The sequence below is a fragment of the Saccharospirillum sp. genome, from assembly GCF_039982735.1.
Lineage (GTDB): Bacteria > Pseudomonadota > Gammaproteobacteria > Pseudomonadales > Natronospirillaceae > Saccharospirillum.
In genome coordinates, this window is sequence record NZ_JBDWXV010000019.1 from 50,734 (window position 1) to 74,057 (window position 23,324).

Sequence of the window (23,324 nt, forward strand, 5' to 3'; positions counted from 1 at the left end):
TCAGAAGAAACGCCTAACCGGAACTGAGCGGTTGGAACCCTGCCTGCGATTTTTCCAGCAGGATTTTTAGGGGCACCAGCTCAAAGTGTCGCTTGGCGGTAATCGCATAAAACCGTTCGACGATGGTGTCGAGCACCCAGTAGGTTTCCAGCCGGCCGCTTTCAAGTTCATCTTGTACCACCACTTTGGGTACCAACGCCAAACCACCCGAGTCACGAGCCAGCAGACGCAGCATCGCCATGTCGTCGACTTCGGCGAACGGGTCGATTTCAATGCCCAGCTGACTCAGCAGAACATCAAACTGGCTACGAATGTCGCTGCTTGGCCCCGGCAACAGGAGCTTGGCGTTCACCAGGTCGTCCGGGAACCGAAACGCTTTAGCCGCATCGCCGGGCGGCCCCACGATGCACACGCTCTGCTCGGCAATTTGCTGACAGCGCCATGAGGTTGACGAATCAGCCGCGACGGCCCGGTTAGAGAGAATCAAGTCGAGCTTGTGAATGCTCAGCAGTTCAAGCAGCTCTTCGAGACTCGCAGACCGCATCAATAACTTAACTTCGGCCTCGCCAATGACCGGCCGCAAAAAGTTCTCCTGAAAATTCCGCGACAGCGTCGCCACCGACCCGATGCGAAGTTGTTGCAGCCGCTGCAATTCGCCGCTCTCGGTCAGCGACAGCAGTTCATTTCCCAGATTAAAAATACTCTCGGCGTATTTCAGCACCACCTGTCCGAATTCGGTCAGTCGCAATGCCCGCCCCTCACGCACAAACAGGTCACGCCCGAGTTGTTCCTGGAGCTGCCTTATCTGGGACGACAAAGCCGATTGGGAGACGTGCAGCTGCTGAGCGGCCCGGGTTAGATGGCCCTCTTTGGCAACGACCCAAAAGTAATGCAGGTGGTGAAAATTCAGGTTTCTCATTCGTATAGTTCCATAAAAGAGAACAGTATCTTCTTAATCATATATTTTTAAAAACAATCAGGACAGGGCAGGATAGACGAACTGACCCATGTTGAACGCACAATCCAGGAGATGACCGATGCACATTCTTACCAGCGGCTGGCTATTACCATTTGTGTATACGACTGGCTGGCTGCTGATCGTCGCCCAACCCCGCCAGCACTGGGCCATCGCCCGCGCGGCGGGTCTGGCTGGCCTGCTGGTAGCCTTGCTCTCCGTCATTGCTGCCACCGCCGGTGCGCACTTTTCCACCCTCGATGCTGACACTCTGGGGCTTCTCGGAGCCATGCTGGTGTCGTTGCTGGGGTGGGTGATCATCCAGTTTTCATCCCGATATCTGACTGGCGATGCACGCCAAAGCCGCTTTATCGGTGCCATGCTGTTCACCCTGGCCTCGGTCGGGGTGTTGCTACTGAGCCGCCATCTTCTGGTGATTGTGCTCGCCTGGTCCGGTACCAGCGTAGGCCTGCACTACCTGCTCACCCATTACCCGGAGCGCAAGGCAGCGCAAATTGTTGCCCACAAGAAATTCCTGATCAGCCGCTGCGCTGAACTCTGTCTGGCCATCGCCCTGTTTCTGGTTTACCAGGCGACTGGCACCCTCTCGCTTGATGCACTGGCCAGTTACCTTGGCACCCGGGAGTCTTTGCCCGCCGGTCTGCATGTGGCCGCTGTTCTGATCGCACTGGCCGCCATTCTCAAAACTGCCCAGTTGCCTCTTCATGGCTGGCTGATTCAGGTCATGGAAGCGCCCACTCCGGTTTCGGCCCTGCTGCATGCCGGTGTGGTCAACATTGGCGGCTTTGTTCTGATCCGTCTGGCCGAGCTGATCTCCCTGGCACCGGCTGCACAAATCGTGCTGGTCATTGCCGGTAGCACCACGGCGGTACTGGCGAGTCTGGTGATGATGACACGCATCAGCATCAAGGTCCGGCTGGCCTGGTCTACTTGCGCGCAGATGGGTTTCATGTTGCTGGAAATCGGTCTCGGTCTCTACGAGCTCGCCCTGCTTCACCTCGTTGCCCACTCGCTGTACAAAGCCCATGCCTTCCTGAGTGCCGGCAATACCGTGGAAGAAGCCCGTCACCGTGATTTCACCGGTGCCCGGACGGTTCCGGCCTCGCCTTACTGGTACCTGACCTCGGCGCTGGTCACTGGCGCGTTGATTGCGGCGTCGGCTTGGGTCTGGCATCTGTTTCAACCCACACTGACCCTACCGCTGGTGACGATCCTAATCCTGGCGTTCGGGTTGGCCCCGTTGCTCTGGTTTGAACAGGGCCGCAGCACTGCTCTGCTGGTACGCGGCCTTGGTCAGGTCGTCGCGTTGACGCAGCTGTACTTGCTCTGGCACTGGCTGTTCGGGTCTGTGGTACCGCCAGTTGAAACCGTCTCCGTTGCACTCACCGCCTGGGTTTCGCTGTGTTTCCTGGGCCTCTACATCGCCCAGTTCTGGCTGCGGCGCAATCCACAGGGTCGCTTGTCGACCCGGCTTTACCCCTGGGCCTACAACGGTTTTTACCTGGATGAAACCTTTACCCGGGTCACCTTTCGGGTATGGCCAGCGACGCTGAGCCCCACTCAGGCACAAACACGGGTCAATCGATTCTCGTCACAACCTGGAGAACTGTTATGAGTCTGTCAGCCACTGCAGCTTTGACTGATGATGAGGCACTGGACGCGGCCATCGATGCCGCCGTCGAGCGCATAGCACCCACCTGGCCACTGGACAGGATGATCGCGGTAAACCCCTATTGGGGCTATGTGAACCAGCACTTTACAGAGGTGGCAACCTTGCTGGCACAGAGCGCGGGTTCGCCCATGGCGATGCCGGCTTCCTGGTATCGCGCCGCCCGGGCCTCGGGTGAGATCACACCTCAGGCCCTTGAGCAGGCCCGGCAGGAGGCATCGTCAACGCTGAGTACAGAACAGTTGATCCGGATGCTAGACGAAAGCGATTCAGTCATGACCGCCGCTCCGCTGTTGTCCGACAGCCTCGACGGGCAGCGGGATCTTCAGCACGAACCGGCCTGGTGCGACACCATCACCCACCAGATTGCCCAGTTCTGTGCAGCTTATTTTGACACCGACCAGGCAGACTGGCGGCCCGATCAATCCCAGCCATTGTATGCCAGCTGGCGCACCGTCCTTAAGCACGATCACAGCGTCGCATTGCTGATGAAAGCCCCTGCGATCCCCGCCAAGGCGGCCCGCCTGGCGGATGACCCACGCCAGCAAATCCGCCTGGCCCTGGCTCAGCTGGAGCTTCCGGCGAGCGAGGTACCCGCCTACCTTCAGGCCGTGCTGATGCGCATTAGCGGCTGGGCCGCCTGGTGCGCCTACTTGCGCTGGCAGGCACGGCTGGCCGGCAGCGATGATATGACCCTGGTCGATCTGCTCGCCATTCGACTGAGCTGGGAATGCCTGATCGATGATGGTAAGCGCCATAGCGGATCTGTTTGGTCACTGTGGCAATCGGACTGGCGGGAACATTATCAAAGTACCGACACCGGGCCCGATCAACCGCTGCTGATCTGGCAGCGGGCTCAGGAAATCAGTTACCAGCAGAGCCTGATCAACCGGCTGGCGGCATCAGCCAACGCAGCGGACACACCTCTCCCGGAAGTTCAGGCAGCCTTCTGCATTGATGTGCGTTCCGAAGTGTTTCGGCGGCACCTCGAAGCCCAGTCACCTCGCGTTCAGACGCTGGGGTTTGCGGGCTTTTTCGGGTTGCCCGTTCAGTATCAGCCGCTGGGCACCGAGACCAGCCGCCCGCAGATACCGGGGTTGCTCAGCCCGGCGCTCACCGTCACTGACAGCAGTGGTGATGCTGCGCGTGACGAGACCATCAGCCAACAGCGCCAATCCAACTTGCAGGGTGTAAAAGGTTGGCGCACTTTTCAGTCGTTGCCGCTGTCGGCCTTCGTACTGGTCGAATCGCTTGGGCTCGGGTATCTGGCCAAACTGGTCAAACGGACACTGCCGGGCACCGATGCCCTGGCCTCCGATAACAGCACCGGACTGAACAAGCAGGCGGCCTCGGCTCTTGGCCCCATTCTAAATGCCCAGGCAGCCGGAGGCGTTGAACAACAGGCAACGCTGGCGCATCAGATTCTGACCGCCATGGGGCTCACCGGCCACCTGGCCCGCCTGGTTCTGCTGGCAGGCCACGGCAGCCAGACCCAAAACAACCCGCACCGCGCCGGGCTCGATTGCGGGGCCTGCTGTGGTCAGCGCGGCGACGTTAACGCACGCGCGCTGGCCGGTTTGCTCAACGACCCTGAGGTACGTTTAGGGGTTCGCGATCTGGGCATCGACATTCCTGACAGCACCTGGTTCTTAGCGGGACTGCACAACACCACGACCGACGAAGTCGAGCTGTTTGGCCTGCAAAGCCTGCCGGACAGTCACGCTAGCGACCTGGCATCACTGCAAGCGCTATTGCAGGGTGCCCAGGCCGGAGCCTCACGGGAACGCGCAGCGAGCATCGGCTTAACCGCCCTGCAAGATCGCCCCAAAGCACTCGCCAAAGCCCTGCGTGAACGCGCCAACGACTGGGCTCAAACTCGCCCGGAATGGGGGCTCGCCAACAACGCGGCCTTCATTGCCGCACCCAGAGCCCGAACCCGGGAGCTCGACCTCGGTGGCCGCTGCTTCCTTCACGATTATGACCAGCGCAAAGACCCTGAAGGGGCCTTGCTGGAACAGATCATGACCGCGCCCATGGTGGTCGCCAACTGGATCAACCTGCAATACTTCGGCTCGACCGTCGACAACCACCGCTTCGGTAGCGGCAACAAAACCCTGCATAATGTGGTGGGTGGACGACTGGGTGTCTTCGAGGGTAACGGCGGAGACCTGAGAATCGGACTGCCGCTGCAATCGGTGCACAACGGTGAGCAATGGCAGCACACGCCACTGCGACTGACGGTTGTGATTGAAGCATCGCGCCGTGCTATCGACGACGTGATCGCGAAACACGAGCTCGTGCGCCAGTTGATCGGGAACCAATGGCTGTACCTGGTGCGCCTCGACGGGCATCAGGCAGAGCGCTACTACCAGGGCCAGTGGCACGCGTGGCCTTCACACAAAACACGCCTCTGACGTAAACGCGACACACGCGCAGAGCCCTGGGGGAGTTGTTCAGCGGCTCCCTGGCTTTAACAAACGGGTGACAGATTCAGGAGAACAGCATGAACAAACACACGCCATCATCCCAGCATCAACTCATCAACGGCGTCTTTTCATCCGACGACGCCCGCTCCATTTTAATGGCGCTGATCGAACACAAAATTCAGTTCCACGAACGGGATGGCTGGAGTAAAAAAGAACGGTTCGGAAAGACCGACGAACCCGGTGCCCGTCGCATCCGCGAGTTAAAACAAACCAAGGCCGACCTGGCCGACCTGATTGATGCAGCGGGTGACTCCGCTGAGCGCCTGGCCATTCGGTGCACGATCGAGATTAGCCCGGTGTCGGAGTGACACCCGGGCACTTTATCGCGTTGCACTTGGCCAGCTCATCCATCAGTTTGGACATACATCGCATTGGCTGCATCTGCGGGTATTCACCCTCTTCAGCGTGTACACCGCAGATCCCAGCTTTGATCTGCGAGCAATTCGGGGGCATCTCAGCCAACCATCGTAACTACAGTGCCACCGGTTAGCGTCAAATTCACTGGCCGAAGAATACCGTCGCCCTGGCAACGCCATCACAATGCCGATTGCTGGCTGAGTCCGGAAGTCCGATTGGAACGCCGACCCTCGTTTCAGATGAAACCCCGACTGTCGCAAATCCTCGCTCTCATGTCGTGACCGAGCAGATCGGTCAGTCTCAACCGGCTTACCATCCCCTTGCTTGTTTCATTCACCCTTGCCTGGCAGGTCAGGTCTGGTGTCATAACCCGGGAATCGCAGCCATGTTCAGCAAAAACAAAACATTGTCCAACTACGACGAAACCCTCTGGGCGGCCATGCAGGACGAAACCACGCGCCAGGAAGACCACCTGGAGCTGATCGCCTCCGAAAACTACACCAGCCCACTGGTGATGGAAGCCCAGGGTTCCTGCCTGACCAACAAGTACGCCGAAGGTTACCCGGGCAAGCGTTACTACGGTGGCTGTGAACACGTCGACCGGGTAGAACAACTGGCGATTGATCGCGCCAGCGCCCTGTTCGGCGCTGACTACGCCAACGTGCAACCACACTCGGGCTCCCAGGCTAACGCAGCGGTGTACATGGCGTTGCTGAACCCGGGCGATACCGTCCTGGGCATGAGCCTGGCCCATGGCGGCCACCTGACACACGGCGCCCATGTCAGCTTTTCTGGCAAGATTTACCACGCCGTACAATATGGCCTGAACGAGACGACAGGCGAGATTGACTACGAGCAGGTTGAAGCCCTGGCCAAGGAGCACAAACCCGGCATGATCGTCGCGGGTTTCTCTGCCTATTCACGCGTTGTTGACTGGGCACGCTTTCGGGAAATTGCCGATGCTGTCGGCGCCTACTTAATGGTCGACATGGCTCATGTCGCCGGTCTGGTTGCGGCAGGCGTTTACCCGAACCCGGTACCGCACGCTCACGTCGTTACCACCACGACTCACAAAACCTTGCGCGGACCGCGCGGTGGTTTGATCCTGTGCAAGGGCCAGCCCGACCTGGAAAAGAAATTCAATTCGGCCGTGTTCCCGGCCAGCCAGGGAGGCCCGTTAATGCACGTCATCGCCGCCAAAGCCGTCGCCTTCAAAGAAGCAGCCGAACCGGAATTCCAGAGCTACCAGCAACAGGTGGTGCACAACGCCCGCGCCATGGCTGATGTCTTTATCGAACGCGGCTACGACGTCGTCTCCGGTGGTACCGATAACCACCTGTTCCTGCTTAGCCTGGTCAAACAGGGGCTAACCGGCAAAGAAGCCGACGCAGCGCTTGGCGAAGCGAACATCACCGTCAACAAAAATGCAGTTCCGAACGATCCGCAATCGCCCTTTGTTACCTCCGGGCTGCGCATTGGTTCACCGGTTATTACCACACGCGGTTTGAAAGAGCCCGAGTGCCGGGCGCTGGCCGGCTGGATCGTCGATATTCTGGATGCTCTGCAAAAAGGCGACGCCAGTGCTGCCATTGCGGAAACCCGAGAACAGGTTACCCAGCTGTGCCGGGATTTCCCGGCGTACGGGTGAAGGGAAAGCTGTTAGCTGCGAGCTTTGAGCTTCGAGCTGTTAGCTAATTACTCGTAGCTCGTAGCTCATCACTTAAAACTGTCTTTAAAGAGCATTGCCTGTGGCCATCAGTCTGTTTGATATGTTGAAAATCGGCATTGGCCCGTCCAGTTCACACACGGTCGGGCCGATGCAAGCGGCCTACCTGTTTGTTGAAGGCCTGTGCAAAGCCGGGCGCCTCACTGACGTCACTCGCGTGGATATTCAATTGTACGGGTCGCTCGGTGCGACGGGTAAAGGCCATGGCACCGGGCCTGCTGTCATGCTCGGGCTTGAAGGTCACCGACCGGATTCCATAGACCCCGCCATGCTCAACCCCCGGCTCGACGACATTCGCACCCAGGGTGAACTGTGCTTGCACGGGGAGCACGCCATTGCCTTTGCTGAAGCGACCGACCTGACCTATCACCGCAAGGAATCGTTGCCCTACCATCCCAATGGCATGATGTTTACCGCCTTCGGTGCCGATGGAGAAGCGATTCGTCAGCGCACCTATTATTCAGTGGGGGGCGGCTTCGTGGTTGATGAGGAAGCCGCCGGGGCTGACCGCATTGTGGAAGACACAACCCCCTTGCCCTACCCGTTCAAAAGCGGAGTCGATTTGCTGAATCAGTGCAAGGCCAGCGGGTTGAGCATCGCCGGTGTGATGATGGCCAATGAACAAGCCTGGCGCAGTGAAACCGAGATTCGCGAAGGCATTCTGCACATCTGGCAGGTAATGCAGGAGTGTGTGCAGAACGGCATAAAGAACGAAGGTATTTTACCTGGCGGACTCAAAGTCAGGCGGCGGGCAGCAAAGCTCTACGCTTCGTTAATGGACATTAATCGCCAGGATATGATCTCACCATCACTGAGCGCCATGGACTGGGTAAACCTCTATGCGCTGGCCGTGAACGAAGAAAACGCCAACGGCGGCCGAATGGTGACTGCGCCTACCAATGGTGCCGCCGGTATTATTCCGGCCGTGCTCCATTACTACTGGAACTGGTGCCCCAATGCCAGCGAAGAAGGCGTTGTTGATTTCCTGTTAACCGCGGCTGCCATTGGCATTCTGTTCAAGGAAAACGCGTCCATTTCCGGTGCAGAAGTGGGGTGCCAGGGTGAAGTCGGTTCGGCTTGCGCCATGGCTGCTGCAGGTTTGGCAGCCGTAACCGGTGGCACGCCGGAGCAAGTTGAAAACGCCGCAGAAATTGGCATGGAACATCACCTCGGCCTGACCTGTGACCCGATTGGGGGCCTGGTTCAGGTACCCTGCATTGAACGCAATGCCGTTGGCGCCATTAAAGCCATTAACGCCGCTGTTATGGCCCTGCGTGGCGACGGTGAACACTTCGTCTCGCTCGACAAGGTAATACGCACCATGCGCGACACCGGGCGAGACATGCTCGACAAATACAAGGAAACCTCGCGCGGTGGGTTGGCGGTGAATGTGATCGAATGCTAGGGGGCCTCTGAACATTTTCTCCAGAGGAATGTGTGCAGAGACTCCTTAAAGGTCTTTTGTTAACCGCAACGCATCATATATGGCTGCATGAATATTGCGTGATTCAACCGCATCGCCAATGCGGAACAATTGAAAACGCCCGTCTTCGTTACGCACCACGTTTTGCGGTTTGCCCACAATCAGATCATCGTAATTCACTTCGCCGCCGTTGCTGGCGTGCGGCTTGAGATCGAAGTAGATGTCCGCCATGGGGGTTATGCCGTAATTAACGACAACCTGATCGACATGACGTTCGTGGTCCAGATCGAGGTAGTCGCTGGTGATTCTGGCGAGCAGGTTGTTCCCATTACGCTCTACCGATCTCAACCGATAGGTCGGTGTAAAGGTCACGTTAGGGCGCTGCAGTGCTCTCATGTAGGGCACCAGATTCATGGCCATAATCTCGGCCGAAAAGGTTCGATCCGGTGTCATGATCTCGAGCTCGGCACCGGTTCTGGCAATGATTTCCGCCGCCTGAAGTGCCGGGTGGTCGCCCGCATCATCGAACAGCAGAACGCGTAGTCCGGGCTTGATGTGACCCGATAGAATATCCCAACTGTTGACGACCAGGTCGTGCCCCATTGTGGGTTTGTCTTCAATCGGGTATCCACCGGTGGCAACAATCACGACATCCGGGTTTTCCTGACGTACCTCGTCTGCCTCGGCCCAGCAGTTGTATCGGATCTCGACGCCCAGTTTTTCACATTGCGCCAACCGCCAGTCGATGATGGCGATCATCTCGCGCCGGCGTTCGCTTTGCGCGGCTAACCGCACCTGGCCTCCGGCCTGACTCATGGCTTCCATGACCACCACCTCATGTCCGCGTTCGGCGGCGACCCGGGCCGCTTCCAATCCGCCCGGCCCGGCACCGATGACCAGAATGCGACGCCTCTGCCCGGCCCTGGGGATATCGTGCGGCATGGTGGTTTCACGCCCGGTGGCCGCGTTGTGAATGCAATAAGCGGCACCGCCCTGATAGATTCGATCCAAACAATAATTGGCACCAACGCAGGGGCGTATTTCTTCCTCGCGCCCTGCCACAATCTTTCTCACAATGTGCGGGTCGGCCATGTGCGCGCGGGTCATGCCAATCATATCGACCTTGCCGGATTCGATGGCATAGCGTGCGGTACCCACGTCCTGAATCTTGGCGCCGTGGAAGGTAGGGAAGTCGACCTGGCGTTTAATCTCGCCGGCAAAATCCAGATGCGGGGCGCTGGGCATGCCCTGAACGGGTATCACGTCGGTCAGACCGGGGTCGGTATCAATGTGACCACGCACTACGTTGAGAAAATCGACCATGCCGCTGTCTTTCATACGCCGCGAAATAGTCAGCCCCTCATCGGCGCTCAAACCACCGGGCAGTTGTTCGTCGCCGGTATACCGCACGCCCACAATAAACTCGGGCCCTACCCGCTCGCGAATGGCTCGCAGTACATCAAACGTGAACCGTAACCGGTTATCCAGGCTGCCGCCGTAAGGCGCTTCCAGGGTATTCGTCAGTGGCGACCAGAACTGATCCATCAAATGCCCGTAAGCCTGCAGTTCAATGCCATCGAGCCCGGCGGCGTGCATGCGTTCTGCGGCGTCGGCGTAGTCACGAATCAGACGATCAATGTCCCAGTCTTCAGCCTGCTTGGGAAAAGCGCGATGCGATGCTTCGCGATGGTGGGAGGCGGAAACAGCCGGCAGCCAGTCGGCTTTGTCCCACCGGGTGCGCCTGCCGAGATGGGTCAGCTGAATCATTACCGCGGTGCCCTGTTCGTGGCAGGCGTCAGTCAGTTCGCGCAGCCAGGGCACGACTTCATCTTTGTAGGCCAAAATATTGTTGAACACCGGCGGGCTGTCTTTCGCCACGGCGGCGGAACCGGCGGTCATGGTCAGGCCGATACCGGCTTTGGCGCGCTCAACATGGTAAGCCCGGTACAGCTCGGTAGGCATGCCGTCTACCGGGTAAGCCGGTTCATGCGCGGTCATCATCAAACGGTTTTTGATCGTCAGATGCTTGAGCTGGAAGGGTTGCAACAACGGGTCTTGAGCCATGGTCAGTCTCCTGTCGAATACCGGCTGGTTAAACACGCTATCGATCATGTACACTTGTGTCAATTAAAATGACATTGGTGTACAATTAGGTAACGCCAGACGACTGAATCGTTCATTTTCATCAGAGGGCACCATGACAACCGATACCGACAAAGGCCGCGCAGAAGACTGGCTCGATGCCGCCTACCGTCTGCTGATCCAATCCGGGGTGGATGCGGTGAAAATACTGCCGCTGGCCAAAGCGCTGAACACCTCCCGCACCAGCTTCTACTGGTTTTTCAAAGACCGGGAAGCTCTGCTCGACCGCCTGATCGACCGGTGGAAAGCGCACAACACCGAGGGCCTCATTCAGCAGACCGAACGCTATGCCGACACCGTGGTTGAAGCCACGCTCAATGTGTTCGATTGCTGGCTCGATGAGCAACTGTTTGACTCGGAATTCGAATACGCCGTGCGAAACTGGGCCATGCAGAACGCCCAGGTGGCCAAAGAAGTCGCCACCGCCGACGAACGCCGGCTGCAAGCGCTAACCAATATGTTACTGCGCTTCAACTACCCACCCCATGAAGCTGGCGTCCGCGCACGTACTATTTATCTGACGCAAATCGGCTATATTTCAATGCACACTCATGAGACCAAAGCCGTGCGCATCGGTCGCTTTGCCGACTACATCCTGATTTTCACCGGCCACCCCTGCGAACGGTCTGACCTTGAACGTTTCGTCTCGCGTCACGCACCCAACCTGCAAGAGTGGTTGCAGGCTTACGATCAACGGAGAGCGGCGGAATGTCTGAAAACGAACTAGCCGGAAGCGTTGTCGGCATCATCGGCGGTCACGGATGGATGGGCCGCGCCCTGGGGTTGGCCTTGCTGAACCAGGGGCTGGTGCCGCCCAGTCAATTGGTGGTGTCGTCTCGATCCGGCGGTGATGCTTACGATGCCTGGCCGGAGGTTCGCTGTGTTCACGATAACCACGACCTGCTGGCCCTGGCCGATCTGGTGGTGCTGTCTGTGCGCCCGGATCAACTGCCCGCGCTGGAACTGCCAGTTGGCGACAAACCGGTCATCTCGCTGCTCGCCATGGTCTCCAGCGCAGAGCTTGCCCGCAAGACCGGCAGCGAGCGCATCATTCGCGCCATGCCAAACGCCGCGGCACAGATTGGCGAAGCCTACATGCCCTGGCACGCTAGCGCAGCAACAACCCAGGCCGACCGGGTCGCAGCACAGCATCTGCTAAGCAGCTGTGGTAAGGCGCGCGAGCTGGTAACCGAGCAAGAGCTGGATTACATGACCGCCTTAACCGGCGCTGGCCCGGCCTTCCCGGCGCTGCTGGCCAGCGCCATGTTGGCGCATGCCAAACAGATGGGCATCACCGACGCTATCGCCTATGAAGCCGTTATGCAGACACTGGTTGGTGGCAGCCGGCTATTGGAACACCTGAACACCGATCCGCAAGACATGGTAAACCGACTGATCGAATACCGCGGCACCACCGCTCAGGGGCTTCAATGCATGATGGAGAAAGGGTTTCAGTCGACCGTTCTGTCGGGGCTGGATGCGGCCTACCAGGCGGCGAAGCCGTAACAATCAATCGGAATGGCATCATAGAAAAGGTAACCCCTTCCCCTCCCTCTGTTTCGCCAGGCTTACGATGGCGGGCTGTTTTTTTTCGACAATAATGAACCGGTTCATGGAAAACCTGCATGAACCTACCAGTATGTACCTCCCAACTTGGTTTAGCAGTACAAGGCGGAAAGACTGTCTGTATTGATGGAGTTATAGGCAAAAGCAACAATAACCAACCAAGGGAAAAACCATGAAATCAATCCAACCTGTAACCCTGCTGGCGGGAGCAATAGCCACAGGCGCTTTACTCATCGGCAATGCCGCAATAGCAAACCCCTTCCATGGCAATTCGAATAATGCGCCCCCTCCGGCCCTGTCGTACTTTCTGGATGCCTACTGGAGCGGAGCCTACATGCACAAGAATGAGTGCCGGGTGATCCGCTGGGCAACGCCCATGCACATGCCGCGTTGCATGCAGGCCGAGAACATCGTGCCGTATCTGGAAACCTTCCAACGCCTGTCCGACGAAAACGACGGCAACCGGGCCTCAGGACTGCCTGGCTACGATGCCTCGGTCGCCTTCGTGGCTGAATCACTCGAAGATATGGGTTACAACGTCACCCTGGATGCCTTCGACTTCACCGCGTACTACGAGCAGGGAGACGGGCAACTGAACTCTCTGGCGCCAACGCCGACCAGTTATGTCTGGAACGAAGACTTCACCTACCTCTCCCAGACAGAACCGGGCAACGTATCAGGCACCGTTCAGGCGGTAGACCTCGACCTCGGTGCTGGCAATGCCTCTACCAGCGGCTGTGAAATCGAGGACTTCGACTCGTTTCAATCCGGCAATATTGCCCTGGTGCAGCGCGGTGCCTGCAGCTTCCAGCAAAAAGCTGAAAACGCCGCCACTGCCGGAGCCGTTGGCGTCATTGTCTTTAACCAGGGCAATGCCGATGATCGCACAGGCCTGATCAACGCCACCCTGGGTGAAGAATACAGCGGCGGCATACCGGTCTTCTTCGCCACCTACGACAACGGCGTTACCTGGGCTGAAACCGATGGCCTGGTCTTGTCGATGCTGGCCGATGTATTGCGCGAGACCCGGTCGGTCGACAACGTCATAGCCGAGAGCCGCTGGGGTAACCCGGACAACGTTGTGATGCTCGGCGCTCACCTCGACTCCGTTGCCGAAGGCGCGGGCATTAACGACAACGCATCAGGCAGCGCCGCTCTGCTGGAAATGGCCAACCTGATGAAGAAGGCCCGTACCCGCAACAAAGTCCGCTTTGCCTGGTGGGGTGCCGAGGAGGCCGGCCTGGTTGGCTCGACCCGTTACGTTCAAAACCTGGGTGAAACCGAGCTTGAACGGATCAAGGCCTACCTGAACTTCGACATGATCGCCTCGCCGAACTTTATTTACGGCATTTACGATGGCGACGGCTCCGGGTTCGGGCTTGAGGGCCCGGCAGGGTCAGCGGCTATTGAGAGCGTGTTCCAGAAGTACTTCGAATTAAGAGGTGAATCCTATGTCGACAGCGAAATCAGCTTTCGCTCCGATTACGCCGAATTTTTCGTAGAAGACATTCCCTTCGGCGGGCTCTTTACCGGTGCCGAAGTTATTAAAACCGAAGAGGAAGCGTTGATATTTGGCGGTCAAGCCGGTGTGGCCTTCGACGAGTGCTACCATTCGGCTTGCGACACCATTGATAACGTCGATCTGCGTGCGCTGGAAGTCAATGCCGATGCCATAGCCTTTGTAACCTCGGTTTTTGCGCACTCTACGTACCTGATTGACGAGCAAATAGACGCCGTTGATACCGAGCCCTCGATTCAGCGGTTCATGAGCAATATCGCTCAGTTCAACATTACCCACTGGGGCAAATATTGGATTAAGTAAACAATAACCCGGTACCACAGAAAGAGCGGGGCTTTGCCCTGCTCTTTTTTTTGCCTATCTTAAGTGACTACCTAAGGAATTTTATTGTGAATGAACGGCTCTTCAATGGAACACCTCACCAGCGCCCGACAACCTGCCTGGCCTATTGTGATTTTGGATGACTTCTGGCTTCTTGTCGGGTTAACTGATCTAGGGAGCAGTCAAATGGACCAAGGGAATACGAAAAAACCTAACCCTGTTATGACAAAGAAAACACGGTCAGATGCAAACTCGGTTGCAGTACCCTCCCTGACGCACGCCAACCGACTCTTGATTTGGGTTTGCGCTCTCTTTATGTCGGCTGGCCTGACTGCATGCTCGTCAGTAGGCACCATTCACCCGCCCATAAATGCAGACGAGCCGTTGCCTGTCGGCACACCAGAGTCGGTAGGGTTAGACGCAGCCCGTTTGGAAAATGTATCGAACCAACTTGCGGCGATGCAAAGCCATCAGCTTCACAGCCTGCTGGTCCTGCGGGGCGGCCGCCTTGTGTTCGAGGAATACTACAATGGCTACAGCCGGGATAACCCTCATGACCTGCGCTCGGCGACGAAAAGCATCACTTCGCTATTGACGGGAGCGGCATTGGATCAGGGCGTTATTCCCAGTGTGGAAAGCCCCATCATGGACTTTCTCGCAAAGAGCTACCCCAATGTCGACAACAAGGGTGATATCCAGACCCGCCACTTGCTAACAATGAGTTCCGGCCTTGATTGCGACGACTTCAATTGGCGCTCGAAGGGCCAGGAAGACCGCCTCTACCGCACTCAGGACTGGGTCGCCTCCTTTCTCGCCTTACCGCCGGTTCACGCCCCGGGCGAAGTCGCCCGTTACTGCACCGCGGGTGTCATTTCCCTGGGCGAGGTCATTGCCCAGGCTTCGGGAAGGGATTTCTCCGACTTTGCTGATGACGCCCTGTTCGGCCCTATGGGTATTAGCAACTATCGCTGGGCAAGGTTCGATAACGACGAAAAAGTCGACACCGGTGGTCACCTGTTGCTCACACCCCAAGGCATGGCTAAGCTGGGGCTACTGGTGCTGCAAGAGGGCCAATGGGAAGGTCGCCAGCTGATACCCCGTGATTGGATTCAAGAGTCAATTCAACCTCAAACCCAGGTGCGAGAAACACCGTATGGGTACCTCTGGTGGATGGATACGCTGCCTTACGGTGAAAAGAGGGTCAAAGTGATTTGGGCCAGCGGAAACGGGGGCCAGCTAATATTCATCGTTCCCGAATACGACCTGGTCGCCGTCTTTACCGCTGGGTTTTACAATTCGGATAAAACGGCCGTACTGTTTGATATTTTCTACCGGAGTATTCTGCCGTCTGTGATTGAGCTGCAGAGCCACCTTTCAGACAGTGGGCAGTAGAGAGGGGTAAATAATGGCAAGCCAGCCTGCACTGCGGGGGTCAATAATACAGCTTATGGAGAACACCTCATGGCCAACAAAACCCAACCTACCTCAACCTCCATTGCGGAATTTATAGAGTCGCTCGCCGACGAACGCCGACAAGCCGAATGCCACCAACTGATTGATTTGATGCGAGAGGAATCCGGCCAGGAACCGGTGCTTTGGGGTCCGGCCATTATCGGCTTCGGCCAATACCACTATCGCTATGACAGTGGTCGGGAGGGCGATTTCATGCGGGTTGGATTTTCGCCCAGAAAACAGAATCTGTCGATCTACATCATCCCCGGCTTCAAGCCCTACCAAGCTGTGCTGGAGCGTCTTGGCAAACACAAGCTGGGTAAGTCTTGTTTATACATCAAGCGGCTGAACGATGTGGATACATCGGCGCTTAGGGAATTGGTGCGACAGTCACTGGTTGATATGAACGAACGGTACCCTGAGAAGGCGTGAACAGTAAATGGACCAACACAGTCACCCACAATAATTGGGCACATCAGCGCGCGCCCTTGCAGCTCAGTAAGCCACCGTCACCACTATGTCATCGGTATAGTGCCCGGGGTACGCTCGGGGCTGAGCGGGCACCCTGCCGTACACCCCCTCGGTGCTTACCCCTTCGCCAGTCAGCACCCGGGTATCGCCGGTGCCATCCCCGAAAATAAACAGGTGCTCCTGATCGATGTAGAGGTTATAAGCCAGCGTCAGTTCCCCAACACTCATCAGGCGCTGGCTATAAGTGCCTTTACCCGGCGTAACGCTCAGGGTGTAAGCCCTGCTTTCGGGGCATTCCACGGTGAGGCTGCCGACACTGTCCGTTGGCTGGTCCGCCAGCGGGTCGATAGGGCCAAAAGCCAGCGGTGTTGCGCTGACCGTGCACGCTGCCGCACTGCTCACCAAGCTGCCCAGCACCACCGGGCCCAGGTAGGTCAGAACGATTTTTGCGGTTATAAGGGTTCGCATTGTACGGCTCCCAGGTCTGCGGGGTAGGCTTCCACCTCGCTCAGTTCCAGTTCAAACTCACACACTTTCTGATCGCCCAGTCGGGCCTGACCCACCCAATATGAACGCAAGCCAACGTCGGTATAGAGCAAACCGTCGTGGCCCACCGTGAGCGCTTCGGGTTGCCCTTCAAAGCGCACGGTGGTGCCTGCAGGCAGTGGGTTTTGGTCCGGGCCGATGAGGTAGGCGGTGATACTCCGGTCCAGAACAACATCGAACGGTGCCGTTAATACCTGGCGGTTTCCCGGCACCAGCTGCACAGAGGGTTCCGCCAAACTGGCCGCAAGAGGCAGGTCTTCAGTTGCCAGGCGCAACCGGTTGTGGGTGTAGGGCTTCAACCCCGACACCAGCAAGCGGCCGCTGTTATCCGTTACCCCAACCAGTCGGTTGTTGCGGTAAACCCGCACATCGGGGACGCCGGCATCGACGAGTGCATAGCTGCCCGCCGGGTTACGGCTGAGGAAGGCACCGGCTTCATTGATAACCAGGGCACCGCTTAATTCGACGGCGCCACTGAGCTCATCGTTGCGTCGTTCAGCATTCAAGCGCAACGTTGCCAGCCTGCCATCCAGCTTCAGTTCGGCATCCTGCACACTCACCTCACCCTGTTCGCCGGTATGTACCCGGTACCCATAGCCGCCATCGCCGGGCGACCGGTACTGGTAACTCACACCGCGATTTTCCAGTTCCTCACCCGACATGGCGGCCGTCATCGAGCGGCCCTTGCCCAGCGTCAGCGTAAAGCTGAGGTTGTATTGTCGCCGTGGCTGCGGCTCGATCACATCCAATGCCGAAAACCGCACAGTTCCGCGGCCCGCCCAGCTCAGCCCCAGGGTGGCGTTATTGGCCAGGTAGTCGGCCCGGGTCTCGTATTCCCGCGCCAGCCGACCTACCGACAGCGACACGCCACGGCGCACCGACCAGCCCAGTGTCAGTTGCTTTTCGACATCCGGTAGCCGGTTGGGCACCGTACTGCCGAACTGAATGAATGCATCGTCGGTACGCTGCTCCCGGTACCGGAGCGACACCTTGCTCGCCCGGCGGGTAACGCCCCATTGCCAGGTGGCACCGGTATCCTGAGTGTCTTCGTTGAAACTCAGCGCGCCGCCAACATCGAGCATGCCAAGCCGGCCCAAGCCCCAATAGCTGGTGCCTGCGCCAACGCGTCCGGTTTCGAACAATTCAGCCCGCGCACCGAAGGTCACCCTGTTGGTCAACCCGTAACGACCGGCCATCAGAGCAAAGGGGAACTCGTCGTACTGGATTTGCCCGTCGATGACACCCGCCCGGCGATGCCCGTATGAAAGTGACCATTCACCAAGCCCCCGGGCAAGCAAAGAGGCATCTGAATAAAAAGCAAAGCGCTGGATAATGGGCATACCACTACTGTCTTCAATGCGACTGAGAATATCGCTGACGCCACTGGCAGCCGGCAAATCGTAAAGTTCAAACTGACCGGGTGGCAGTTGCTCCTGAGTGACCAGGTTCTGATTGATCCATACTTCCAGCATGGCCGGCGTCAACACGGCACCCCGCAACGAAGGTCGAGGCCGCGTTACCCAGGAAGGCGCCAGCTTGGTATTGGTGCCTACTTGCACACCGCCGTACGCAACGGTTTGCCCGAGTACCGAGTTGGAGGTGAAGGTGTCCCCAAGCGTTACAGAAAGCAATGAGCGCGGACGATCCAGCACGCACCGGCTGCCCTGACGGGTAAAACGTTCGGTGGTGGAACGGTACTGATGCTGGGTTTCGCAATACGCCGTACCCAGGCTCACGGCTGCATCAAACAAACCCGTGCGCCAGCACTCATCTTCATCGATGCCTTCGGTTAACTGGTAATCGAGCAAGAACGAATAGCCGTGCTGCGGCACCAGAGGGTCGGCTCGCTTGCGTTCAATCCGGTAGGGTTTGAAGCGGCTGGTGGGCATCCACAAAGTGAGTTTGGGCTGAGAAACATCCAGCCAGTAAAACCCCTCAGTCAGTTCATTCAATGAATAAAGGCCCGTGGCATTGGGTACAATGGCTGCGGGAGAAATACCCAGAGCTTCCAGGGTTTGCGCCGGCAAATAATACTGTCCTGCTTCCCGCACCAGGGAGTGAGGCTCGCTAACTTCCTGACTGTTCAGCGATATGGGCAGCAGCCACTCGCTCGCGGTTTCGACATCGACAACGCGCAGTTCCTCTGTCTGCAGGCTCGCATAGCCTTCGCGTTCATTCACGCGAGCGACGGATTCAGGCAGTGCATCAACCGTAATGTAACGTCGCCCTTCCTGTTCGAAAACTGGCAGCGAGCCGGCATTGGGCATCGCCCAGCCAAATGCAGTCAGGTCGGAGATCGGCAAAACCCAGGTACCATCCTCCTGTTGCTGCAACTGAATTCTGAGATTGCGCGGTCGGTCATCGCCTTCGTCCATTGGCGGCAACAGGTCTGCCCTCGCCACTGCCAAAAAGAGCATTCCCAGCAGCAGCATTGCGCGTAAGCTGATGTGCCCCATCATCATCGGGCTACTCAGTGTTGTTCAAGGGTTGAAACTGAACCTGGCCACCCGACACAACCTGCAACGAAAGCCCGCCCTGGACGTCGACATCTGACAGGTCCAAGGGCCAGGCTTGCGAAGCATCGGGCAAAACGTAGAGCACGCCCTCCGCAATGGGCAGGCGTCGACCGCCCTCGGTCTCCACCACCAGCCGCGTTAGCTGGCCGAACCGGGTCCCTGCGTTCAGTACTTGTAATTGCCAGCCTTCAGCCTCTTGCTGCACACTCCATTGAAGATCGGTTTGCGGCTCCTGGGCCTGAAAGAACAACGGCGTATCCAGCCTGATAAGCGTTCTAACACCCGGGTGCAGAGTTTGAGCCGTTTCCGGTACCTGGCTGAAGTACACCCGGAAGGCTTGCTCTTCATCGGCACGATCACTCATTAACGCCACCCGCACCCACTCATCCTGACCGGGTTCAAGCGATATCAACGGCGGGTTGGTTTGAATGCTGTCGGTATCCGAGGTAACCCGCTCTCCGTTGTCCTGTTGCCACAACTGGGCGCTCACCTGAACCGTTACGGCTGCATCTCCGGTATTGCGTACCTGGTACAGGGCCGTCGTTTCCCCTCTGGGAATTTCCTGCAAAATCGGCGTCACCTGCAACCCCGCCCCCAGGCAAAACGACGCCAGGCTCCAACCGCTTAACACGAGCAACGCGAACCAGCGCATCAATACACCAGCGTAATGGTTAGCGTATCGGAGAGAAAACGCGAGCCATTCGGGGCTTCAGCCAGTTCACCATATAGCGTTAACGCCTGCCGTTTGCCATCACTGACCAGCATCGGTAATCCATTTTCCCAGTCGGTTTCCGCAGGTGCGCTCTCCGCTTTCTGATGCTGAAGCCGATACCCGAGAACTGCCTGTGCCTCTTCACCGGCAAGCTGGCGAACTCCGGTTTCCGGGTGAGCGTTCTGGCCCTGATCGAGCATCATCCCGACATAGGTACCGCGTGTGCAATGCACACTGAGTAACGCTGAAGTATTGAGGCGTTCGACGCCCGCTTCATCGAGAGCGGCAAAACGCAGATCATTCGCCTGAACCCGACAGCCGGACTGAACCTGAGCGCCCACCTGAAACGTGGTGGTGCTGGTCGTTTCCGCCTGCACCGGCAACAAAAACAAAGCGGGGAATAGTATGAAATAACATCGCATTCGGGGGGCTCCAGAACGAACCGCACCGGTTAGACAGTACTGCAGGGTTACAACGTCATGCGGCAACACTCACGCATCTGAAACCCGAACCGACCATTCGGCGCGGGTGGCTGTTAGGTTCCTGATCGAGCGCCAGTGTAACCCCCGTACCAGATCACTTCCTGATACCCTGATCACACTCGATGTAAACATTGCGCAAGCGGTGTGTAAGTCTGTACTCTCTTAAAACCTACCTTAATGCCCAAACACCGACCAACCGGTTTCCTGTACCAGCATTTCCAGAGCACGAGTTCCCAGCAAGCTATTACCGATCTTATCCAGACCGGGCGACCAGACCGCGATGGAGGCCCTGGCCGGTGCAATGGCTAGAATGCCGCCACCCACACCACTTTTGCCCGGCAAGCCGACTCGAAACGCAAACTCGCCCGAGCCATCGTAATGCCCGCACATCATCATCAGTGAATTGATTCGCCGGGCGCGCTGCGCCGACACCACCCGGGTGCCAGTTACAGGGTTGACGCCATCGGCCACCAGAAACAAACCTGCCTGCGCCAATTGCACGCAGCTCATCGCAAGCGCACATTGATGGAAGTAGGTACCGATGACTTTATCCACCTCGTGATGCAACCGACCGAAGGCTTTCATGAAGTGCGCCAGTGAGGCATTTCGGTGCTTGTGCTCAAGTTCCGAAGCTGCCACTTCATGGTCGAAATACAGGCTGTCATCGTTCGCTACAAAGCGCACAAAGTTCAGTAATTCTGCCAGCACTTCCTTCGGTTCATGCCCCATCATAATGGCATCCACCACCGCGATGGCCCCGGCGTTAATGAACGGATTACGGGGTTTCCCCGATTCGTGCTCCAACTGCACAATGGAATTGAACGGGTCCCCCGAGGGCTCTCGCCCTACGTATTGCCACAAACTGTCGCCCTGCTTGCCCAGCGCAAGCGTCAGCGCAAAAACTTTGGAAATACTCTGAATGGAAAAGGGTTCGTGGGCATCCCCGGCGGTAAATACCTGGCCGTCGGGTGTTGCCACCGCAATGCCAAATTGTTGTGGATCGACATGGGCAAGCTGGGGAATATAATTCGCGACCTGGCCGCGCTCAGTGGCCAGCTTCATTTTGCCGGCAATGTCGTTCAGGAGATCTTGCATTGGGGTCTCGGCTTGCGCTGTTATTGTTTTAGGCGCGCAGTGTAACGCCATTGCAGCAAAGCCGTCGACCGGCCAGGTTCTGACGGCAATGGCTTAGCGGATACGATGCCGATTGGGACGGGTTTGTCGAACCGACCCGACTTATTACCGAAGGTAGATTTGCCCTTGCTGATAAAGTGTCCGGCAGTCATTGGCATCGTGAAAACGGTGTGCCGTGGCGGCCGCTGATGAGGTACCGGGACCGGCGAATCTTGGGTCATCACACTCGCCATCATCGGCCCAATTACTGGTATTATCGCCCCACTCGATGCCAGTACCTGTGCTATTGGACGTGCTTTGACTCCATGGCAAAGCCAATTCCGTCACACTCAGCTGAGAATCTTGCAAACCGCCCGACTCGTAGGTGCCAATCCAAATGTTGTAATTGCCGGAGGGCGGGTTGGTCCAGCGAATGGCTGGATTTGTGCCACCGGCGCTGGAGTAATCATCATTGCAATGCCAATTACCGGCGGCATCATAAACGACCAGGGTGACATCGGCTGACGACTCAACGTAGATCGTCAGCGAAGTAGAGCCTGCGTCGTAGTTCAGGTCCATGTCCGGGGCATTGCTGATAAAGCCACGGCAGTTATCCCCGACAGTGCGAGCAGACTCTGCACCCCCGGCTCTGACTGACGTAGTGTAAGGGTCCGGACGAAAGCCAGCGTTCAATTCAATGGTGCCGTAGTTCGGCTTGGCACGCCAATCCACAGCCTGCGTTGTGCCCGCAATACTCAAACCGACTGCAGCCACCACGACCGCCATTCGAACACTCATTTTCATAAGTAAGTTCCTTTTACCATTATCTTTACACTAAACCAATATAAACAAGGCATGGCTGCATTGCACCTAAAAATGGCAATTAATTGAATCCAAAAGTACTTACACCATTCCCTAACCACTACCCGTAAAACATAGGGTTTAGCAGCCCGGTTTATTGCAGCAACAAGATGACACTGGTTACCACCAGCACCATGCCCCACCCCTGATAGTGGTTGATCCGCTCATGGAATACCCACCGGGTAATTGCCAGCGTCATCAGGAATTCGACCTGCCCCAACGTTTTAACCAGGGCCGGGTTATGCAAAGCCATGGCCGTAAACCAACCAATAGAACCCAGAGCACTGGTGATGCCGATAAACAGCGCCAACCGGCGATACTGCCACAATCGCTGCCAGGGTTTTGTCTCGGTGGTGCTCACCCAAACCGCGCAAATCACCGTTTGCAACATCACCATACTGCTCAGTGTTAACGCTGCCGCCAACAACGTATCGACCTTCAGCGACAAAGCCGCCGTACGCAAACTGAGCGAGGCAACGGCGAACAACGCCCCAGCCGCCAACCCATACACCAGCGCCGGGCTGCGCCAGGCGTGTTTGTTGCTAAACAGGGTTTTCGGGTTACCCATGACCAGCACACCCAAAAAACCGACAACCAACGCGAACCAGCCAAGCATGGCCAGCGGTAAACCGAATAGCCACCAGCCGATCAACGCGGTTTGCAAGGCTTCGGTTTTGGCGAGGGTGGTACCGACAGCAAAGTTGTTAAACCGAAAGGCTGTTACCAGACACCAGGTCGCGCCAATTTGAGCCACCGACGCCAGCCCCGCCCACATCAGAAAACCACCAGACCACTGTGGCGTGGCTTCGGGCTGCCAATACCACAGTGCCGCCGTATACAACAACGCAACCGGCAAGCCGAACAAATACCGGCTCAGCGTCGTACTCATCGCGGTTAAATGAAGGGAAAGCTGCTTTTGCCCGGCGGTTCGCACCGCCTGCATAAACGCCGCCAACAGGGTAAAGCCAATCCAACTCATGGTTCGC

General features: G+C 57.5%; 19 protein-coding genes. 10 read left to right on the top strand and 9 right to left on the bottom strand.

Features of this window, described 5'->3' with window-relative positions; translation table 11 throughout:
- Window positions 1-13 precede the first annotated feature (13 nt).
- The gene (locus ABJT94_RS16805; protein ID WP_348474728.1) at window positions 14-919 is read right to left on the bottom strand and encodes a LysR family transcriptional regulator; all 906 of its coding nucleotides are present in this window, start codon (window positions 917-919) and stop codon (window positions 14-16) included.
- Between the two features lie 118 nt (window positions 920-1,037).
- On the opposite strand from ABJT94_RS16805, the gene ABJT94_RS16810 reads away from it, so the two are divergent.
- The 5 genes from ABJT94_RS16810 to ABJT94_RS16830 all read left to right on the top strand — a co-directional run bounded on the left by ABJT94_RS16810 (window position 1,038) and on the right by ABJT94_RS16830 (window position 8,619).
- The gene (locus tag ABJT94_RS16810; RefSeq protein ID WP_348474729.1) at window positions 1,038-2,591 is read left to right on the top strand and encodes an NADH-quinone oxidoreductase subunit L; all 1,554 of its coding nucleotides are present in this window, start codon (window positions 1,038-1,040) and stop codon (window positions 2,589-2,591) included.
- On the top strand, window positions 2,588-5,059 hold the full coding sequence (locus ABJT94_RS16815; protein ID WP_348474730.1) for a DUF2309 domain-containing protein: 2,472 nt from the start codon (window positions 2,588-2,590) through the stop codon (window positions 5,057-5,059). Before ABJT94_RS16810 ends, ABJT94_RS16815 begins: the two co-directional genes overlap by 4 nt.
- Before the next feature lie 89 nt (window positions 5,060-5,148).
- Window positions 5,149-5,439 (top strand): hypothetical protein, encoded by a 291-nt coding sequence (locus ABJT94_RS16820; RefSeq protein ID WP_348474731.1) that lies wholly within the window; start codon window positions 5,149-5,151, stop codon window positions 5,437-5,439.
- 434 nt (window positions 5,440-5,873) lie between these two features.
- Window positions 5,874-7,136 (top strand): serine hydroxymethyltransferase, encoded by a 1,263-nt coding sequence (gene glyA / locus ABJT94_RS16825; RefSeq protein WP_348474732.1) that lies wholly within the window; start codon window positions 5,874-5,876, stop codon window positions 7,134-7,136.
- Between the two features lie 100 nt (window positions 7,137-7,236).
- Window positions 7,237-8,619, top strand: coding sequence for an L-serine ammonia-lyase (locus ABJT94_RS16830; protein WP_348474733.1), 1,383 nt, complete (start codon window positions 7,237-7,239; stop codon window positions 8,617-8,619).
- Between the two features lie 45 nt (window positions 8,620-8,664).
- Here the strand turns inward: ABJT94_RS16830 and ABJT94_RS16835 are convergent, their stop codons facing one another.
- Window positions 8,665-10,701 (bottom strand): NADH:flavin oxidoreductase, encoded by a 2,037-nt coding sequence (locus tag ABJT94_RS16835; RefSeq protein WP_348474734.1) that lies wholly within the window; start codon window positions 10,699-10,701, stop codon window positions 8,665-8,667.
- Between the two features lie 133 nt (window positions 10,702-10,834).
- Here ABJT94_RS16835 and ABJT94_RS16840 point away from each other — a divergent pair, with 133 nt between their 5' ends.
- The 5 genes from ABJT94_RS16840 to ABJT94_RS16860 all read left to right on the top strand — a co-directional run bounded on the left by ABJT94_RS16840 (window position 10,835) and on the right by ABJT94_RS16860 (window position 16,069).
- The gene (locus ABJT94_RS16840) at window positions 10,835-11,506 is read left to right on the top strand and encodes a TetR/AcrR family transcriptional regulator (RefSeq protein ID WP_348474735.1); all 672 of its coding nucleotides are present in this window, start codon (window positions 10,835-10,837) and stop codon (window positions 11,504-11,506) included.
- Entirely contained in the window at window positions 11,488-12,285 is a 798-nt protein-coding gene (locus ABJT94_RS16845; RefSeq protein ID WP_348474736.1) for a pyrroline-5-carboxylate reductase dimerization domain-containing protein, read from the top strand. Before ABJT94_RS16840 ends, ABJT94_RS16845 begins: the two co-directional genes overlap by 19 nt.
- 232 nt (window positions 12,286-12,517) lie before the next feature.
- The gene (locus ABJT94_RS16850) at window positions 12,518-14,167 is read left to right on the top strand and encodes a M28 family metallopeptidase (protein ID WP_348474737.1); all 1,650 of its coding nucleotides are present in this window, start codon (window positions 12,518-12,520) and stop codon (window positions 14,165-14,167) included.
- Window positions 14,168-14,614: 447 nt separating this feature from the next.
- A complete protein-coding gene (locus ABJT94_RS16855; protein WP_348474738.1) occupies window positions 14,615-15,577 on the top strand; it encodes a serine hydrolase in 963 nt (320 codons plus the stop codon).
- Between the two features lie 69 nt (window positions 15,578-15,646).
- Window positions 15,647-16,069 (top strand): DUF1801 domain-containing protein, encoded by a 423-nt coding sequence (locus ABJT94_RS16860; protein ID WP_348474739.1) that lies wholly within the window; start codon window positions 15,647-15,649, stop codon window positions 16,067-16,069.
- 63 nt (window positions 16,070-16,132) lie between these two features.
- Here the strand turns inward: ABJT94_RS16860 and ABJT94_RS16865 are convergent, their stop codons facing one another.
- The 7 genes from ABJT94_RS16865 to ABJT94_RS16895 form a co-directional block, all read right to left on the bottom strand.
- Window positions 16,133-16,576, bottom strand: a complete 444-nt coding sequence (locus ABJT94_RS16865; RefSeq protein ID WP_348474740.1) for a spore coat U domain-containing protein — start codon at window positions 16,574-16,576, stop codon at window positions 16,133-16,135.
- Window positions 16,561-19,116, bottom strand: coding sequence for a fimbria/pilus outer membrane usher protein (locus tag ABJT94_RS16870; protein WP_348474741.1), 2,556 nt, complete (start codon window positions 19,114-19,116; stop codon window positions 16,561-16,563). Before ABJT94_RS16870 ends, ABJT94_RS16865 begins: the two co-directional genes overlap by 16 nt.
- A 4-nt stretch (window positions 19,117-19,120) precedes the next feature.
- Entirely contained in the window at window positions 19,121-19,822 is a 702-nt protein-coding gene (locus tag ABJT94_RS16875) for a fimbria/pilus periplasmic chaperone (RefSeq protein ID WP_348474742.1), read from the bottom strand.
- The gene (locus ABJT94_RS16880; RefSeq protein WP_348474743.1) at window positions 19,822-20,304 is read right to left on the bottom strand and encodes a spore coat protein U domain-containing protein; all 483 of its coding nucleotides are present in this window, start codon (window positions 20,302-20,304) and stop codon (window positions 19,822-19,824) included. Before ABJT94_RS16880 ends, ABJT94_RS16875 begins: the two co-directional genes overlap by 1 nt.
- A gap of 234 nt (window positions 20,305-20,538) precedes the next feature.
- The gene (locus tag ABJT94_RS16885) at window positions 20,539-21,459 is read right to left on the bottom strand and encodes a glutaminase (protein WP_348474744.1); all 921 of its coding nucleotides are present in this window, start codon (window positions 21,457-21,459) and stop codon (window positions 20,539-20,541) included.
- Window positions 21,460-21,603: 144 nt separating this feature from the next.
- Window positions 21,604-22,281 (bottom strand): hypothetical protein, encoded by a 678-nt coding sequence (locus ABJT94_RS16890; protein ID WP_348474745.1) that lies wholly within the window; start codon window positions 22,279-22,281, stop codon window positions 21,604-21,606.
- A gap of 151 nt (window positions 22,282-22,432) precedes the next feature.
- Complete coding sequence (locus ABJT94_RS16895) at window positions 22,433-23,317, bottom strand: DMT family transporter (protein WP_348474746.1); 885 nt, start codon at window positions 23,315-23,317, stop codon at window positions 22,433-22,435.
- Between the last annotated feature and the right edge of the window lie 7 nt (window positions 23,318-23,324).